Annotated in this window: 14 protein-coding genes; 9 read left to right on the forward strand and 5 right to left on the reverse strand. The window is 71.4% G+C overall.

The features are described from left to right. Positions 1 to 43: 43 nt before the first annotated feature. From FHS07_RS05560 to FHS07_RS05570, 3 genes are all read right to left on the reverse strand, one after another. Entirely contained in the window at positions 44 to 640 is a 597-nt protein-coding gene (locus tag FHS07_RS05560; RefSeq protein WP_183418849.1) for a hypothetical protein, read from the reverse strand. Between the two features lie 283 nt (positions 641 to 923). After that, positions 924 to 2,177: a wax ester/triacylglycerol synthase domain-containing protein gene (locus FHS07_RS05565; protein WP_183418850.1), complete on the reverse strand. Its 1,254-nt coding sequence runs from the start codon at positions 2,175 to 2,177 to the stop codon at positions 924 to 926. A gap of 24 nt (positions 2,178 to 2,201) precedes the next feature. Continuing rightward, positions 2,202 to 3,293 (reverse strand): VanZ family protein, encoded by a 1,092-nt coding sequence (locus tag FHS07_RS05570; protein ID WP_343054614.1) that lies wholly within the window; start codon positions 3,291 to 3,293, stop codon positions 2,202 to 2,204. A 48-nt stretch (positions 3,294 to 3,341) separates the two neighbouring features. Here FHS07_RS05570 and FHS07_RS05575 point away from each other — a divergent pair, with 48 nt between their 5' ends. Beyond that, the gene (locus FHS07_RS05575) at positions 3,342 to 4,229 is read left to right on the forward strand and encodes a serine hydrolase domain-containing protein (RefSeq protein WP_183418852.1); all 888 of its coding nucleotides are present in this window, start codon (positions 3,342 to 3,344) and stop codon (positions 4,227 to 4,229) included. 146 nt (positions 4,230 to 4,375) lie between these two features. Continuing rightward, positions 4,376 to 6,469 carry an APC family permease gene (locus FHS07_RS05580; RefSeq protein ID WP_183418853.1) on the forward strand — a complete coding sequence of 698 codons (2,094 nt, stop codon included), beginning with the start codon at positions 4,376 to 4,378 and terminating at the stop codon, positions 6,467 to 6,469. A 124-nt stretch (positions 6,470 to 6,593) separates the two neighbouring features. Here the strand turns inward: FHS07_RS05580 and arfB are convergent, their stop codons facing one another. Next, positions 6,594 to 7,031, reverse strand: a complete 438-nt coding sequence (gene arfB / locus FHS07_RS05585) for an alternative ribosome rescue aminoacyl-tRNA hydrolase ArfB (RefSeq protein WP_183418854.1) — start codon at positions 7,029 to 7,031, stop codon at positions 6,594 to 6,596. Between the two features lie 351 nt (positions 7,032 to 7,382). Here arfB and FHS07_RS05590 point away from each other — a divergent pair, with 351 nt between their 5' ends. The 7 genes from FHS07_RS05590 (at position 7,383) to FHS07_RS05620 (ending at position 15,919) form a co-directional block, all read left to right on the forward strand. After that, positions 7,383 to 7,547, forward strand: a complete 165-nt coding sequence (locus FHS07_RS05590) for a hypothetical protein (RefSeq protein ID WP_156459120.1) — start codon at positions 7,383 to 7,385, stop codon at positions 7,545 to 7,547. Then, positions 7,544 to 7,633, forward strand: coding sequence for a K(+)-transporting ATPase subunit F (gene kdpF, locus FHS07_RS05595; RefSeq protein WP_082450303.1), 90 nt, complete (start codon positions 7,544 to 7,546; stop codon positions 7,631 to 7,633). Before FHS07_RS05590 ends, kdpF begins: the two co-directional genes overlap by 4 nt. 1 nt (position 7,634) lies before the next feature. Continuing rightward, positions 7,635 to 9,320, forward strand: coding sequence for a potassium-transporting ATPase subunit KdpA (gene kdpA, locus FHS07_RS05600; RefSeq protein ID WP_183418855.1), 1,686 nt, complete (start codon positions 7,635 to 7,637; stop codon positions 9,318 to 9,320). Continuing rightward, complete coding sequence (kdpB, locus tag FHS07_RS05605; protein WP_183418856.1) at positions 9,320 to 11,488, forward strand: potassium-transporting ATPase subunit KdpB; 2,169 nt, start codon at positions 9,320 to 9,322, stop codon at positions 11,486 to 11,488. Before kdpA ends, kdpB begins: the two co-directional genes overlap by 1 nt. A gap of 11 nt (positions 11,489 to 11,499) precedes the next feature. After that, a complete protein-coding gene (kdpC, locus tag FHS07_RS05610; RefSeq protein WP_183418857.1) occupies positions 11,500 to 12,090 on the forward strand; it encodes a K(+)-transporting ATPase subunit C in 591 nt (196 codons plus the stop codon). Positions 12,091 to 12,467: 377 nt separating this feature from the next. Next, positions 12,468 to 15,251 (forward strand): DUF4118 domain-containing protein, encoded by a 2,784-nt coding sequence (locus FHS07_RS05615; protein WP_343054615.1) that lies wholly within the window; start codon positions 12,468 to 12,470, stop codon positions 15,249 to 15,251. Then, a complete protein-coding gene (locus FHS07_RS05620) occupies positions 15,248 to 15,919 on the forward strand; it encodes a response regulator (protein ID WP_183418858.1) in 672 nt (223 codons plus the stop codon). The genes FHS07_RS05615 and FHS07_RS05620 overlap by 4 nt, the downstream gene beginning before the upstream one ends. Before the next feature lie 53 nt (positions 15,920 to 15,972). Here the strand turns inward: FHS07_RS05620 and FHS07_RS16885 are convergent, their stop codons facing one another. Then, positions 15,973 to 16,251 carry a helix-turn-helix domain-containing protein gene (locus FHS07_RS16885; RefSeq protein ID WP_183418859.1) on the reverse strand — a complete coding sequence of 93 codons (279 nt, stop codon included), beginning with the start codon at positions 16,249 to 16,251 and terminating at the stop codon, positions 15,973 to 15,975. Positions 16,252 to 16,294 lie beyond the last annotated feature (43 nt).

Genomic DNA, 16,294 nt, shown 5'->3' on the forward strand with positions numbered 1-16,294 from the left:
GCACGCCGAAGGGGCGTTTCACGCGCGAGAGGAGGGGTCGAGGTCAGGCCGCGAGCGGCGGACCCCGGTGCCTCATCGGCGACAACACCGTCATCGCCGTCGTCAGCAGCAGCGGCGCGGGCGCCGGGGGAACGGCATCCGTCCGCGGGCCGAGCCCGCGCAAGGGGCGCAACACCGACAACGCCGCGACGACGAAGCGCGCGACCGCCTGCGCGGCCCGTTCGCCGCGGCCGAGCGCCACGACCGTCACCGCCGCGGCGAGGGCGTGCGCGGCCCACATCCAGGGCGAGTGCGACGCGTGCGCCGCGACCTCATGGGTGGCGGTGGCGTCGAACAGCGCGGTCGCTCCCCCGTGGTGCGCGCCGCCGACGACGCCGTCGCCGCGCAGATCCAGGGTCAGGATGCCGTGGAACAGCGCCTGGCTGAGCACGACCGCCGCCGTCAGACGCCACCAGGACATCGCGCGCCCGGCCAGCAGCACGCACACGGGCGCCGCCAGGAACAGCGCGATGCCGACGTTCAGCGCGGGCGGCGGCTGCGACCCGACCGAGGCATGCGAGACGGTCGCGAGGAAGGTCGCCACGGCGGCGGCGGCGACACCGCGCCCCGCGCGGGCGGCGCGACCTGTTCTCGACGACATGCGACTCCTTCCGTCCCAGCCTAGGCGGCGGGTGCGACACCGGCGGCGGCGCTGCTCCGCGGTCGAGACACGGCAGCCCGGCGCCGAGCCGCCCCCGCGCACCCCGCGCCCGGCCGCGCCCGCAAGCCCGGCGAGCCCACCCCGGCCCCGCTCCTGCACCAGCGGACGCCACCACCGACACGCCGCCCCACGGCATCCCCCGCGGGCGTGCCGACCGAACACCCCGCCGCTGTGCACCCGACCCCCCAGGCCCGCCCGGCGTGAAAAGGCCAGGCGAGCGGCGTCACCGCAGGCTCGCGCGCAGCGCCTCCCACGCGTCGTGCGCCGCGTCGGCGAGCAGCTCGACATCGGGCACCGCATCGGGGTCGACGCAGAAGCCGACGCCGAGCCACCGGTCGTTCGAGATCGCCGCGACCCGCAGCGCGTGGCGTGGCCCGGGCTCCGACGAGGTGTAGACGTGTCCGACGCGTCTGCCGCCGACGGCGACCGGCACCCGCGGACCGGGCACGTTCGAGATCGCCAGCGCGAACTCGCGGGGATCGTCGGCGAGCCCCCGCACCAGCGCCCCGACGGGACCTGATGCGGCGAGGGTGTGGAAGAGCTCGTCGAGCGATCGGGCGTCGTGCACGTGCTTGCGCGCGCGCATCTGCGCGCTCAGCAGGTCGAGTCGGCGCAGGTCGTCCGCCTCATCGAGGTGCAGCCCCACGTCGACGAAGGAGTCGCGATTGCCGGATGCCGCGGCATCCTCCCCCTTCTCGTGCAGGCTCACCGGAACCTGAGCGTTCATGCGGGGTGCGTGGCCGTGGTGGAGGAGGCGCCGGCGCAGCGCTCCGGCGACGACGGCGAGGAGGACGTCGTTCACCGTCGCGTGCGTGCTGCGCGACGCGCCGACCGCCCGGGCCTCGGCGAGGGGGACGTCGACGAAGGCGAGTGCACGACGGGCGGTGAGGGGGCGATCGAACGGCGAGCGCGAGCCGGGGTGCCCGAGCTCGCGGGCGAGGGTCATCGGCATCCGTTCCCACTCGCTCCATCGTGTGGGCCGCGCGTCGGGGTCGCGGAGGCCGACCTCGTGCGCCGCCGCGTCGTGCGGTTCGAAGATCACCGACTCGAGGAAGCGCACCGCCGTGAGGCCGTCGGCGAGCGCGTGGTGAAGACGCACCGCGATGGCCTCGCGTCCGTCGGCGAGGGGACCGATCAGGTCGACGCTCCACAGCGGTCGGGCGCGATCGAGGGGCTCCGACATGAGCCGCCCCACGACGGCTCGGAGCTCCGCGGGGTCGTCCGCGGCGTGCCGACGCACGTGCGCGGTCACGTCGACGGCGGGGGCAGCGACCCACGCGGGGCCGTCGCCCGCATCGACGACGATCTGGCCTCCGCGCGGGAACGCCGCCAGCCTCGCGGCGACGCTGTCACGCACCGCCTCGAGATCGAGGGCGGCCCCGGGCTCGAGCACGAGCAGCTTCAGCGCGTGCCCGCGCACGACGTCGGACTCCAGCGCGAGGATGCGGGCGTCGGCCGGCGACAACGGCTCTGTCATGCGATCACCGGAGGGCGCATCGCGTCATCGCGTCTCGCTCGCCGCGTCGACCGACGGACTCACCACTCCCGCGCGGTCGTCCACCAAGCGGCGGCGCCCGATCCACCCGGTGAGGCCGCGCCCGTCGCGCCAGACGAACAGCATCGCCGCCGTCGCCAGCGCGAGCACCGTCGCGGTCAACGACCAGGGCGCCGAGAGCCCCGCGAGCAGCGCGAACGCCCCCGCCCCCGTGACGAAGCGTAGCGGGCGGGCCATCCAACGCGGCAGGACGCCGTCGGTGAAGCGCACACGCGTCGCGATGTCGCCGATCGACCGGCCCGTCGCCAAGACCACCACCAGCCAGAGCCCGACCGAGACGACCGTGCCCGCGAGCGAGGCGACGTCGTCGGTCGAGAAGGTGGCCGCGTCTCCCAGGGTGAGGGCGATTGCGGCCTGCACCAGCACCGACACCGCGAAGCCAACGAGCGAGATGCCCACGACGTCGCAGACGATGCCCAGCAGACGACGGCGACGGGTCACGGGCCGGGGCACCTCGGCATCCGGGGTCCTCCACGCCCCGCGGTGCTTCGCCGGCACGGCGAACGCCACCAGCGACCCGAGCAGGGCGCCGGAGGTGTTGGCGATGAGGTCGTCGACGTCGAACACGCGGTAAGCGCACGGGAAGAGACCCCAGACGCCGGTGAGCTGAGTGGTCTCGATGATGCCCGAGGTCGCCAAGCCGACCAGGCCCGCGATCAGGATGCCGCGCCCGCCGAGCACCCGCAGGAAGAAGCCGAGGGGGACGAACAGCAGCACGTTCAGCGCCACCTGCAGCACCACGGGATCGGTGAGATAGCGCCCCGAGACGGCGACGGCGGCGCGGATGTCGTCGACGAACTCGAACGGCCGCAGGTTCACCCCGCGGCACCGGTACTCGTCGGACTCGGGCACCGGCACGAGCGTGTAGGTCCAGATGGCCCAGAAGTACACCGCGGCGGTGGCCCAGAGCGCCGTGCGCCAGAGCGTCAGCCCGCCGCGACGGCGGTAGCTGATCGCGACGAAGGGGATGAATGCCAGCACCGCGACGACCGCCCCGGCCGCGACCGCGAGCACACCGGATCCCAAGATGTTGTCCACCCCCGTGAGCATAGAGAACAGGGCCGCGCCGAAAAGTAGCCTGTGGGGATGACCCGTGCCGACGCCCTCCGTGACGACCTCGTCGTGCGGGTCGACGACACCGGCTTCGGTGCGCACGGACTGCACGTGCGCGTCGGCGACGACGTCGCGACCCACCGCTGGTCGCCCGACGTGCGCGAGGAGATCCACTCGGTCGCCAAGGCGGTCGCGGTGCTCGCGGCGGGTATCGCGGCCGACGAGGGTCTGGTGTCGCTCGACGCGCCGGTGCGCGAACTGCTGCCGACCGCCACCGATGCGACCCTTCGACAGCTGCTGTCGATGTCGAGCGGAATCGACTTCCCGTACTCCGAGACGCTGATGACCGACTGGCCCGACCTGGCCGCCGAGTTCCTCTCGCGCCCCTCGCACGGCCGTGTCTTCCAGTACTCCAACGCCAGCACCTACACGGCCATGCACGCCCTGTCGCAGCGTGTCGGAGATGTCGAGGAGTACCTGCGCCCGCGCCTGTTCGCCCCGCTCGGACTCGCGGACGTGTCATGGCGGCGGTGTCCGAACGGGCGCGTGCTCGGAGGTGAGGGGCTCGCCCTGCGCACCGACGAGATGGCCCGCCTGGGCCTGCTCATCCGCGACCGCGGCATGTTCGACGGCCACCGCCTCGTCTCGGCAGGAACCGTGGATGCCATGCACTCGGGGTGGATCGGCACGGGCGGCACCGCCGACGGGTACCGCCGCTACGCCCTCGCCGGATGGGACGGCCCCGGCGCCGCCTGGCGCCTGCACGGGGCGCACGGCCAGCTCATCGTGTTCGCGGGCGACGCGGTCGTCACGATCTCGGCGGACGACCATGGCGGGGCCGACGCGGTCGCGGCGTTCATCGCCGCCGCCGCGAGCGGCTCGCACGGGGCGACAGAGCCCCATGGCGCTGCCCGCGGATGAGCGCGAATCCGATCGATTCGCACGATCACGGCCCTCGCACCCCCGCCCACCCGCCCGCTGACCGGGCCCGTCGAAATCCCCCTCTCCGAACGACGAGGAAGTGAACGACGAGCGCGTCACATTGCGCAGAACCCCCAGTGCGCGTAATGTCGCGCGCCGTGACTGACGAAAGTCGCGGGGACGTCGATGAGACTCCGATCGCGAAACGCATCCTGATCGGCGAGCCCCTGACGTCGGAGAAACTCGACGAACAGCTCCTCCCCAAGAAGATGGCTCTGCCGATCTTCGCCTCCGACGCGCTGTCGTCCGTGGCCTACGCGCCACAGGAGTTGCTGATGATCCTGCTCATCGGCGGGACGGCACTGTTGACCCTCAGCCCGTGGGTCGCGGTGGCCGTCATCGTGCTGCTGACCGTGGTCGTACTGAGCTACCGCCAGCTCATCAAGGCGTACCCCTCCGGCGGCGGCGACTACGAGGTCGCCAGCAAGAACCTGGGCGAGGTGCCCGGGGTCATCGTGGCCGCGGCCCTGCTCGTGGACTACGTGCTCACGGTGGCCGTGTCGGTGGCATCCGGTGTCGACAACATCATCTCAGCGCTCCCGGAGCTGAATCCGTTCCGTGTGGAGATCGCCGTCGGCTTCGTGATCCTCATCGTGATCGTGAACCTCCGCGGCGTGCGCGAGGCGTCGAGCGTCTTCGCGATCCCGACCTACCTCTTCATCGGCTCGGTCGCGGTGATGATCGTCGTGGGCCTGGCCCGGACGCTCGCCGGCGATGCCCCGGTCGCCTCCAGCCAGCAGTACGACGTGCAGGCCGAATCACTCACGCAGGCGGCGCTGATCCTGCTCGTGCTGCGGGCGTTCTCGAGCGGCTGTTCCGCCCTGACGGGTGTGGAGGCCGTGTCGAACGGCGTCCCCGCGTTCCGCAAGCCCAAGATCCGCAACGCCCAGACGACGCTGAGCCTCATGGGCGGCATCGCGATCCTGCTGTTCGCCGGTCTGACCGCTCTCGCGCTCATCGCCGGCGTCCACTACGCAGAGAACCCCTGCAGCCTGATCGGCTTCGACTGCGTGAACAACCCGCAGCCGAGCCTCATGGCCCAGGTCGCGGCCGCGACGTTCGGCTCGGGCAGCGTCTTCTTCTTCGTCATCCAGGCCGCCACCGCGTGCGTGCTGCTGCTGGCCGCGAACACGGCTTTCAACGGCTTCCCGCTGCTCGGCGCCGTGCTCGCGCGCGACGGATACGCCCCGAAGGCGCTGAACACCCGCGGCGACCGGCTCGTCTACTCGAACGGCATGATCATCCTCGGCATCGTCGCGATGGGCGTGCTGGTCGTGTACCAGGCCAACCTCACGACGCTGATCCAGCTGTACATCATCGGCGTGTTCGTGTCGTTCTCGCTCGGCCAGATCGGAATGGTGCGGCACTGGCGCCGCGCACTGCGCGAGTTCAAGCTCCTCCCCGCCGAGGCCGCGAAGCAGCAGTCCGCGGCGATCGAGCGCCGCTCCGCGATCTCGGGACTGTGGATCAACTCCGTCGGCGCCGCGATGACCGTGCTGGTGCTGCTCATCGTCACCGTCACGAAGTTCACGCACGGCGCGTGGCTGGTGTTTATCGCCATCCCGATCCTCGCCGTGCTCATGGTCGGCGTGAACCGCTACTACCGCGACGTCGAACACGAGATCCAGATGGATGACACCGTGCACTTCGGCTCGTCGGGCGACGTCGCGATCGTGCTGGTGAACCGCCTGCAGAAGCCCACGTCGAAGGCCATCGACTACGCCATGGCCGCCAAGCACGACAAGACGCTCGCGGTGCACGTCGCGATCTCCGAGGAGGAGTCGGCCAAACTGCAGAGGGAGTGGGCCGAGCACGAGGTGCCGATCCCCCTCGTGATCATCGATTCGCCGTACCGCGCCTACACCTCGCCCGTGTCGGCGTTCATCAAGAAGTACCGCGAGAAGAACGGCTCCGCTGTCGTGACCGTCTACCTGCCGCAGTACATCGTGGGGCACTGGTGGGAGTCGATCCTGCACAACCGCCGCTCGCGCCGCCTCGCGCACCAGCTCATGCTCGTGCACGGCGTATCGATCACCCTCGTGCCCTGGCTGCTCGACTCGTCCGAGCTCATCTACGGCCGTCGCTCCCGGCCCCTCCCGGGCCAGCAGCGCGGTGGGCAGCCCGTGGCGAACGTCCCGGCCCCGCGCCCGAAGAAGACACCGCCCGGCTCGGCATCCTGAGTCCCGCCCGACGCCCCCGCGGCGCCACGCGGCGCCGCGCGAGCCCGTTGAGTGTCCACGACACGCGGACGGATTCGGAAAGCGCCGGCGTGTTGTGGACACTCAACCGGGAACGGGTGGGGCGTCAGTCGGTGGGGCGGCGGCGCAGGCGCTTGACGTCGGTGCGGCGCTGCTTGGCCTGCAGGCGGCGCTCCTTCGAGCCGCGAGTGGGCCTCGTCGCGCGGCGGGGCGGCGCGGGCGGGCGCACGGCCTCGGCGACGATCGCGGCCAGCCTCTCCCGGGCGGCGTCGCGGTTGCGCAGCTGCGCACGGTGCTCCGATGCCGCGATCGTCAGCACGCCGTCGATGAGGCGGGGACCGAGCCGGTCGACGAGCCGCTCGCGCTGAGCGCGCGACAGCACCGCCGAAGCCCCGGCATCCCACATCAATTCCACGCGCGAGTCCGCGGTGTTCACCCCCTGCCCACCCGGGCCGGATGAGCGCGAGAACCGCCACGACAGCTCCGCCGCCGGGATCACGAGCGCGGCCGTCACCCGGACGCCGGGGCCGTCGGTCGCGCGCATGCCTCAATCTTGCGCCTCGGACGGGTCCGCTCGTCCATCACCCGGACACAACGCAGGAAATCCTCGCCCGAGGCTGCCCCGACCCCCCGCATCGCGGCGCCCGAGCGCTGTATCTCCTGCGTTGTGTCCGCAGCATCCCTCTGCCCGTGCCGCGCGACCGGTCGGCGGCGAGGATCAGCCGGAGTCCCGGCGCCCGCCCGCGGCGTAAGCACTCCGTATGCGTCCGTCAGCGACCCGTAGGGAAAACGTAAGGACGCCCGGATGCCGGGACCCGGCGGAGTTGTATCGACACACGTGCCGCCCCGCGGCGCCCGCGGTCCGCCGCGGTTCTGTTCCGATCCTGGAGTCGTCGTGCTCGATGCCGTCTTCCTCGCCGCGACCGTCGCGCTCTTCGCGCTGGTCGCCCTCGTCGCCAAGGGGGTCGAGAAGCTGGGCCCCGAAGCCCGCCCCTCGTCCGCCCGCACCACCGGCCCGTCCGCCCCTGCGGCCCGCCGCAACGGGGGCGAGCGCTCATGATCTTCTTCTCGATCCTCGCCGCGGTGCTCGCGGTCGCCGCCGTCGTCTACCTCGTGATCGCCCTCGTGCGCCCGGAGAAGTTCTGACATGGATGCCGGAACGATCTGGTCCATCATCCTGACCAGCCTCACCCTCATCGTCGCGCTGGGCCTGGCCTACCGCCCGCTCGGCGACTACATCGCCCGCATCTACACCGGCGAGCGCGACCTCGCCGTCGAGCGTGTCACCTACCGCCTGATCGGCGTCGACGCGCAGAGCGCCCAGACCTGGCAGGCATATCTGCGCTCGGTGCTGCTGTTCTCGTTCATCGGCGTCGTGTTCGTCTACGCGATCATGCGCCTGCAGGCGGTGCTGCCGTTCTCGCTCGGCCTCGAGGCCCCCGGCGAGGCACTGTCGTTCAACACCGCCGTCTCGTTCGTCACGAACACCAACTGGCAGTCGTACTCCGGTGAGACCACCCTGGGGTACACCGTGCAGTTCGCCGCCCTCACCGTGCAGAACTTCGTCAGCGCCGCGGTCGGCATCGCCATCGCCATGGCCCTCGTCCGCGGGTTCGCGTACCGCCGCAGCGGCGTGATCGGAAACTTCTGGGTGGACCTCGTGCGCGGCACCTACCGTCTGCTCCTGCCCTTCGCGATCGTCGCGGCGATCGTGCTGCTGGCGGGCGGAGTCATCCAGAACCTGACCGGGTTCACGGATGCCACGACCCTCGCCGGAGCCGCACAGTCGATCCCGGGCGGGCCGGTGGCCTCGCAGGAGGCGATCAAGCTCCTCGGCACCAACGGCGGCGGTTTCTTCAACACCAACTCCGCGCACCCGTTCGAGAACCCCACCCCGTGGACGAGCCTCTTCTCCATCTTCCTGATGCTCGTGATCCCGTTCTCGCTTCCCCGCGCCTTCGGCCGCATCGTCGGCGACAACCGTCAGGGCTACACGATCCTGGGCGTCATGGCCGCGATCTTCACGGCATCCACCGCCCTTCTCACCTGGGCCGAGCTCGCGGGCAACGGAACGGCCCCGATGCTCGCGGGCGGGGCGATGGAGGGCAAGGAGGTGCGTTTCGGCATCTTCGGCTCCACGCTGTTCGGCTCGACCAGCACGCTGACCTCCACCGGCGCCGTCAACTCGATGCACGACAGCTACACGGCGCTCGGCGGCATGATGCCGATGATCAACATGATGCTGGGCGAGGTCGCCCCCGGCGGCGTCGGCTCGGGCCTGTACGGCATGCTGATCCTCGCCGTGATCGCGGTGTTCGTCGGTGGCCTGCTCATCGGCCGCACCCCCGAGTACCTCGGCAAGAAGATCGGGCCGCGCGAGATCAAGCTCGCGAGCCTCTACATCCTCGTGACCCCCACGCTCGTGCTCGCGGGCACCGCGATGAGCTTCGGCATCCCGGCCATCCGCGCCGACGTCGAGGGCACCTCGATCTGGAACCCCGGCGTGCACGGTCTGAGCGAGGTGCTCTACGCGTTCACCTCGGCGGCCAACAACAACGGCTCCGCCTTCGCGGGCCTGACGGCCAACACGCCGTGGTTCAACACCGCACTGGGTGCGGCGATGCTGCTCGGGCGGTTCCTGCCGATCGTGTTCGTGCTGGCGCTGGCCGGTGCCCTCGCGGCACAGGATGCCGTGCCGTCCACCGCCGGAACCCTGCCGACGCATCGCCCGCAGTTCGCGGGCCTGCTCGCCGGTGTCGCGGTGATCGTCACGGCGCTCACCTACTTCCCCGTCCTCACCCTCGGACCCCTCGCTGAAGGACTTACCCGCTGATGTCCACGCTCACGCACGCCCCGGCTCCCGTCGACGACGCCCCGACCCCCGCCCCGCGCCGCGCGTTCAGCGCGTCGCAGATCGCGGCCGCCCTCCCGGGCGCCGCCAAGAAACTGAACCCCGCCGCCCAGTGGCGCAACCCCGTGATGTTCCTGGTGTGGGTGGGCGCGGCCCTGACCACGCTCATCGCGATCGCCGAGCCGTTCCTCGGCGACGCGTCGACGGGCTCCGGCACCGCGGACGGCCTGCCCGCCGGCTTCACCTGGGCCATCGCGGTGTGGCTGTGGCTCACGGTGTTCTTCGCGAACATCGCGGAGGCCGTCGCCGAGGGGCGCGGAAAAGCGCAGGCCGCGACCCTGCGCAAGACCCGCACGACCACCTCTGCCCGCCGCGTCGTCTCGTACTCCCCCGCGGATGCGGCGGCCTCCGATGCGGAGAGCGAGGACGTCCCCTCGGGCGACCTGCGCGTGGGAGACATCGTGCTGGTCGAGACCGGCGAGCTCATCCCGGGCGACGGTGACATCGTCCACGGCATCGCGACCGTCGACGAGTCGGCCATCACCGGCGAGTCCGCGCCGGTCGTGCGCGAGTCGGGTGGCGACCGCAGCGCCGTGACCGGCGGCACACGCGTGCTGAGCGACCGCATCGTGGTCGAGATCACCTCCAAGCCGGGCGAGACCTTCGTCGACCGCATGATCGCGCTCGTCGAGGGCGCGTCGCGCCAGCGAACGCCGAACGAGATCGCGCTGAACATCCTGCTGGCGAGCCTGTCGATCGTGTTCGTGGTCGTCGTGCTGGTGCTGAACCCGATCGCCTCGTACGCGGCGTCGCCGGTGTCGATCCCGGTGCTGGTCGCCCTGCTCGTGTGCCTCATCCCCACCACCATCGGCGCCCTGCTCAGCGCCATCGGCATCGCCGGCATGGACCGTCTCGTGCAGCGGAACGTCCTCGCCATGTCGGGCCGCGCGGTCGAGGCCGCGGGAGACGTCACCACCCTGCTGCTGGACAAGACCGGCACGATCACCTACGGCAACCGCCGTGCGTCGGCCTTCGTGCCGATGAAGGGCGTCGGCGCTCCGGAACTGGCCGAGTTCGCCTCTCTGTCGTCGCAGGCCGACCCCACGCCCGAGGGCGTCTCGGTGGTCGAGCTCGCGGCATCGCAGGGCATCGTCGCCCAGATGCCCCGTGGCGCGGAATCGGTGCCCTTCACCGCGCAGACCCGCATGAGCGGCCTCGACCTCGTCGACGGCACCCAGGTGCGCAAGGGCGCGGCGTCCGCCGTCGTGGCCTGGCTCGCGGCATCCGGATCCCCCGTTCCCGAGGCGCTGCGCGCGCAGGTGCAGAGCGCGACGGATGCCATCTCGCAGTCCGGCGGCACGCCGCTCGTCGTGGCGACATGGACTCCCGGAGGGGCCGGAACCGGCACCGGGCAGGTGCTCGGCGTCATCCACCTGAAGGACGTCGTCAAAGACGGCCTCCGCGAGCGTTTCGGGGAGCTCCGGGCGATGGGCATCCGCACCGTGATGATCACGGGCGACAACCCCCTCACCGCCCAGGCGATCGCCGCCGAGGCCGGCGTCGACGACTTCCTCGCCGAGGCGACCCCGGAGGACAAGCTCGCCCTCATCCAGCGCGAGCAGGAGGGCGGCAACCTCGTCGCGATGACCGGTGACGGCACGAACGATGCACCGGCGCTGGCGCAGGCCGACGTCGGAGTCGCGATGAACACGGGCACCTCGGCCGCGAAGGAGGCCGGCAACATGGTCGACCTCGATTCCGACCCGACCAAGCTCATCGACGTCGTGCGCATCGGCAAGCAGCTGCTCATCACGCGCGGCGCGCTCACCACGTTCTCGCTCGCCAACGACATCGCGAAGTACTTCGCGATCATCCCGGCCATGTTCATGGGGGTGTTCCCGGGCTTGGCGGTGCTGAACGTCATGCAGTTGTCGTCTCCGGCCTCGGCGGTGCTCAGCGCGATCATCTTCAACGCGATCGTGATCATCGTGCTCATCCCGCTGGCGCTGCGCGGCGTGAAGTACCGCGCGGCGAGCGCGTCCAGCATCCTCAGCCGCAACCTGCTCGTCTACGGGCTCGGCGGCGTCATCGTCCCCTTCATCGGCATCAAGCTCATCGACCTCGTCGTGGGCCTCTTCCCCGGTTTCTGAAAGGCCCCCTCATGCGCACCACCCTGCGTACCGCCGGCGTCGCGGCCCGCGCGATGCTCGTCTTCACCGCCGTGCTCGGTGTCGGGTACATGCTGTTGATCACCGCGATCGGACAGGTAGCCCTGCCCGTCCAGGCGAACGGATCGCTCATCCGCTCGGCCGACGACCAGGTCGTCGGGTCCGGGCTGATCGGGCAGTCCTTCACGGATGCCGATGGCGACGCCCTGCCGCAGTACTTCCAGTCGCGTCCGTCCGCCGCCGGCGACGGCTACGACTCCGCCGCCTCGAGCGGATCGAACGGGGGGCCCGAGAACGACGACCTCATCGCCGCGATCGAGGAGCGCAGAGCCGCCTACGACGCCCTGAACGGCTCCGGCGCGATCCCGGCCGATGCGGTCACCGCCTCGGGCTCGGGCCTCGACCCCGACATCTCCGTCGCCAACGCCGGGCGCCAGGTCGCACGGGTCGCCGAGGCGCGTGGCATCCCGGTCTCCGACGTGTCGGCGCTCGTGGCGGAGCACACCCTGCCGCGCGATCTGGGGTACCTCGGCGACCCGCGCGTGAACGTGCTCGAGCTCAACCGCGCCCTCGACGCGCTCTGACCGACGAGAATCGCTGACATGGCTCTCGTCGCGTCCCCCGCCGCCGTCGCGCTCCGCGCGCGGCGGCGGGTTCGCGCCCGGCGGCGGGTTCGCCCGCACGCGTCCGCGCTCCCCTCCGGCGTGCAGGCGTGCCCGGCGTTCGAGCCGCCCCCCACCCCGTCGAGTGTCCACAACACGCCGCACGCCCGGGGCCGCAGCGGCGTGTCCTGGACACTCGGCGGAAGGATTCCGTGGCGGGAGCACTCACGGCCCCGGCGGGGTCCCGCCCCGTCGAGTGTCCACAACACGCCGTACGCACACCGGGGCCGCGGCGTGTCGTGGACACTCGACGGGGCGACGCGGGCCCATGCGGGCTCACGGGCAGACCGGAGCATCGCGTGAAGCGCGGACGGCTACGCGTGCTGCTCGGCATGGCGCCCGGCGTCGGCAAGACGTACGAGATGCTCGAAGAAGGCCGAAGGCTTCGCGACGAGGGCCGCGACGTCATCGTCGCCGTCGTCGAGACGCACGGCCGCGCCGCGACCGCAGCCCAGGCCGAAGGTCTCGAGATCGTGCCGCGCCGCGACGTCGCCCACCGCGGGGTCGCGCTCGACGAGATGGATCTGGATGCCGTGCTCCAGCGGCATCCGAGTATCGCCCTCGTCGACGAGCTCGCGCACACCAATGCCCCCGGCTCGCGCAACGACAAACGCTGGATCGACGTCGACGAGTTGCTCGACGCCGGCATCGACGTCATCACGACCGTCAACGTGCAGCACATCGAGTCGCTCAACGACGTCGTCGAGAAGATCACCGGCGTCGTGCAGCGCGAGACGGTCCCGGATGCCGTGGTGCGCGCCGCCGACCAGATCGAGGTCGTCGACCTGGCGCCGCAGTCGCTGCGCGATCGACTCGCGGCGGGTTCGGTCTATCCCGCCGAACGCATCGACGCGGCACTGTCGAACTACTTCCGCCTCGGAAACCTCACGGCGCTCCGCGAACTCGCGCTGCTCTGGTTGGCCGACGAGGTCGACTCCGCCCTGCAGCGGTATCGCTCGGAGCACGGCATCGAGGGATCGTGGCAGGCGCGCGAGCGCGTGGTGGTGGCACTCACCGGCGGCCCCGAGGGTGAGACGCTGCTGCGCCGCGGCGCCCGCATCGCCGCGCGTTCGTCGGGCGGTGAGCTGCTCGCCGTGCACGTGTCGACGCAGGACGGCCTGCGCGCGAGCACCCCCGGCGCCCTCGCCGAACAACGCGCCCTCGTCGAAACGCTCGGCGGCACCTATCACCAGGTGGTGGGCGACGACGTCGCCCCCGCGCTCGTCGACTTCGCCCGGTCGGTCAACGCCTCGCAGCTCGTGATCGGCGTCAGCCGCCGCGGACGGCTGGGCGCGGCCCTCACCGGTCCCGGCATCGGCGCGACCGTCATCCGCGCCTCCGGCGACATCGACGTGCACATCGTCAACCACGCGCGCGCCGGCGGCCGGTTCGCCCTCCCCCGCCTGACCGGGCCCGCGCTCAGCGCGAAGCGTCGCATCCTGGGCTTCGTCACCGCGCTCGTGGGCGGCCCCCTCATCTCGCTTCTGCTGCTGTCCACCCGTTCCGACGACTCGATCACCACCGACGTGCTGGCGTATCAGCTGCTCGTCGTGATCGTGGCTCTGATCGGCGGCATCTGGCCGGCGGTGTTCGCCGCGGTGCTGTCGGGGGTGACCCTCGACTTCCTCTTCATCGCGCCGCTGTACACCGTCACGATCAGCGACCCCGTGCACGCGATCGCCCTCGTGCTCTACGTGATCATCGCGATGCTGGTGAGCATCGTCGTCGACCAGGCCGCCCGCCGCGCTCGCGCCGCCCGCCGCGCCGCGGCCGAGGCGGAGCTGCTCGCCACGGTCGCCGGCAGCGTGCTGCGCGGCGAGAGCGCCGTGCCGGCCTTGGTCAGTCGCGCCCGCGAGGCGTTCGGTCTCGCGGGCGTGCGACTGATCACCGCCGACGGTGAGGTCATCGCCACCGACGGCGAGCCGGTGCGCGACGATCGGTCGACCACCGTTCCCGTGGGTGCCGACCGGGCGATGCTCGAGCTGCACGGCCGCGACCTCGACGCGAGCGAGCGGCGCCTGCTCGACGTGGTCGTCGCGCAGCTGGCCGCCGCCCTCGAACGCACCGACCTGGCCGAGACCGCCGCCGAGGCGGGGGCCCTCGCCGAGACCGACCAGGTGCGAAGCGCCCTGCTCTCGGCCGTCAGCCACGACCTGCGCCGCCCGCTCGCCGCCGCAGTCGCCTCGCTCGGGGGACTCCGGGCCGCGGGCGATCAGCTTTCGGACGACGACCGCCGCGAACTGCTCGAGACCGCCGACGAGAGCCTCGCGACGCTGTCGGTGCTCGTGACCGACCTGCTCGACGTCAGCCGCGTGCAGGCTGGGGTGCTCGCGGTGTCGCTCACCGAGGTGGATGCCGCCGGCGTCGTGCTCAGCGCGCTCGACGAACTCGATCTGGGACCGGATGCCGTCGAGCTCGCGCTCGACCCCGACCTGCCGGCGCTCCGCGCCGACACGGTGCTGCTGCAGCGCGTGCTGGTCAACGTGCTGACGAATGCCGAGCGGTACACACCCGAGGGGCGGCGCGTGCGCATCGCGACGAGCCGCCTGGGCGGCACGGCCGAGATCCGCGTGATCGACCACGGCCCCGGCATCGCCGCTGAACGGCGCGAAGACATGTTCTCGCCGTTCCAGCGCCTCGGCGACACCGACAACACCGCCGGCCTGGGGCTGGGCCTCGCGCTGTCGCGCGGGTTCGCGGAGGGCATGGGCGGGACGCTCACGCCCGAAGACACCCCCGGCGGAGGCTTGACGATGGTCGTGGCACTGCCGGTGGCCGCCGAGGGCGCCATGGGCGACCCGTACACGCGCAGCTCCGTCCGCTCGGCGTCGCGGCCCCTGACGTCTCGCGACAGGGGGCTCGCGGCATCCGCCCCGTTCTCCGCCGACGGAAGGTCCGCGACGGCGGCGTCGCGGCCCGCCCCTGCGGCATCCGGCCTCCCCTCCTCCGCCGGCCGACCCGCCTCGGCCGCGGCGCCCGGAGACCGCACGGCATACGACCTCCCGGGCGTCGCCGACCCACCCGCCACCGCCGCGTCGCGCGCGGACCGCACGGCATCCGACCTCGGAAAGGGCGCCCCGTGAAGATCCTCATCGCCGACGACGATCCACAGCTCGTGCGCGCCCTGCGCATCACCCTCGCCGCGCACGGGTACGACGTGGTCGCCGCCGCCGACGGTGCCGCGGCCATCACCCTCGCCGCGCAGGCGCACCCCGACGTCGTGCTGCTCGATCTCGGGATGCCGCACCTCGACGGCGTGCAGGTGATCGAGGCGTTGCGCGGCTGGACGACTGCGCCGATCATCGTGGTCTCGGGCCGCACGGGCTCGGCGGACAAGGTCGAGGCGCTCGACGCCGGTGCCGACGACTACGTCACCAAGCCCTTCCAGATCGATGAGCTGCTCGCCCGCCTGCGCGTGCACGCGCGTCGCTCGGTGCCCTCGAGCGGCGAGTCGGTCGTGCGATTCGGCGACGTCGAGGTCGACCTCGCCGCCAAAGCCGTCCTGCGGGAGGGAGCGCGCGTACACCTGACACCGACGGAGTGGCGGATGCTCGAGTTCCTCGCCCGCAACCCGGGTTCGCTCGTCACGCGGCAGACGCTATTGAAGGAAATCTGGGCCAGCGAGCAGGTCGCCGACTCCGGATATCTGCGCCTGTACATGTCGCAGCTGCGAAAGAAGCTGGAGGCCGATCCGTCGGCACCGGTGCATCTGCTCACGGAGCAGGGGATGGGGTACCGGCTCGTCGTGTGACCCCGCGCTCTCGTGAACACGTGTGACGCGCGCGGCGGACGAGAGAGCGGGATCTATTCGTCGGAAAGGCCCCGAATCCAGCGCTGCGGATCGATCTGGAACGACGAATGGAGGCGAACGAGCGTTTCCAATGTGGGATTCGCCCAGGGATAGTGCGAGAAACGTGCTCTCTCGATCCGACCCAGAGCCGGAGGCGCGATCCCCGCCCTCAGTGCGGCCTGTTCTTGGGAATACCCCAAGCTGTTACGAGCATTATGAACTTCGATTGCGAGATTGCGCGAAAGACGTGCACAGATAATCTCGTGCGCGGATCCGACGGAGGGTCTAGTCACGGCAGCCCCGGTTGCTGAACGAACGTTAACTCTTCATCTTCGC

The organism is Microbacterium proteolyticum (assembly GCF_014192415.1).
Classification (GTDB): Bacteria; Actinomycetota; Actinomycetes; order Actinomycetales; family Microbacteriaceae; genus Microbacterium; species Microbacterium proteolyticum.

Bases quoted from the DNA above. Each gene is read 5' to 3' on its own strand.
- arfB (WP_183418854.1), bottom strand. From the start codon at position 7,031: ATGCGCGCGACCGACGGCCCCGGCGTCCGGGTGACGGCCGCGCTCGTG.
- FHS07_RS05560 (WP_183418849.1), bottom strand. From the start codon at position 640: ATGTCGTCGAGAACAGGTCGCGCCGCCCGCGCGGGGCGCGGTGTCGCC.
- kdpA (WP_183418855.1), top strand. From the start codon at position 7,635: ATGGATGCCGGAACGATCTGGTCCATCATCCTGACCAGCCTCACCCTC.
- kdpF (WP_082450303.1), top strand. From the start codon at position 7,544: ATGATCTTCTTCTCGATCCTCGCCGCGGTGCTCGCGGTCGCCGCCGTC.
- FHS07_RS05580 (WP_183418853.1), top strand. From the start codon at position 4,376: ATGTCGCGCGCCGTGACTGACGAAAGTCGCGGGGACGTCGATGAGACT.
- kdpC (WP_183418857.1), top strand. From the start codon at position 11,500: ATGCGCACCACCCTGCGTACCGCCGGCGTCGCGGCCCGCGCGATGCTC.
- kdpB (WP_183418856.1), top strand. From the start codon at position 9,320: ATGTCCACGCTCACGCACGCCCCGGCTCCCGTCGACGACGCCCCGACC.
- FHS07_RS05575 (WP_183418852.1), top strand. From the start codon at position 3,342: ATGACCCGTGCCGACGCCCTCCGTGACGACCTCGTCGTGCGGGTCGAC.
- FHS07_RS05565 (WP_183418850.1), bottom strand. From the start codon at position 2,177: ATGACAGAGCCGTTGTCGCCGGCCGACGCCCGCATCCTCGCGCTGGAG.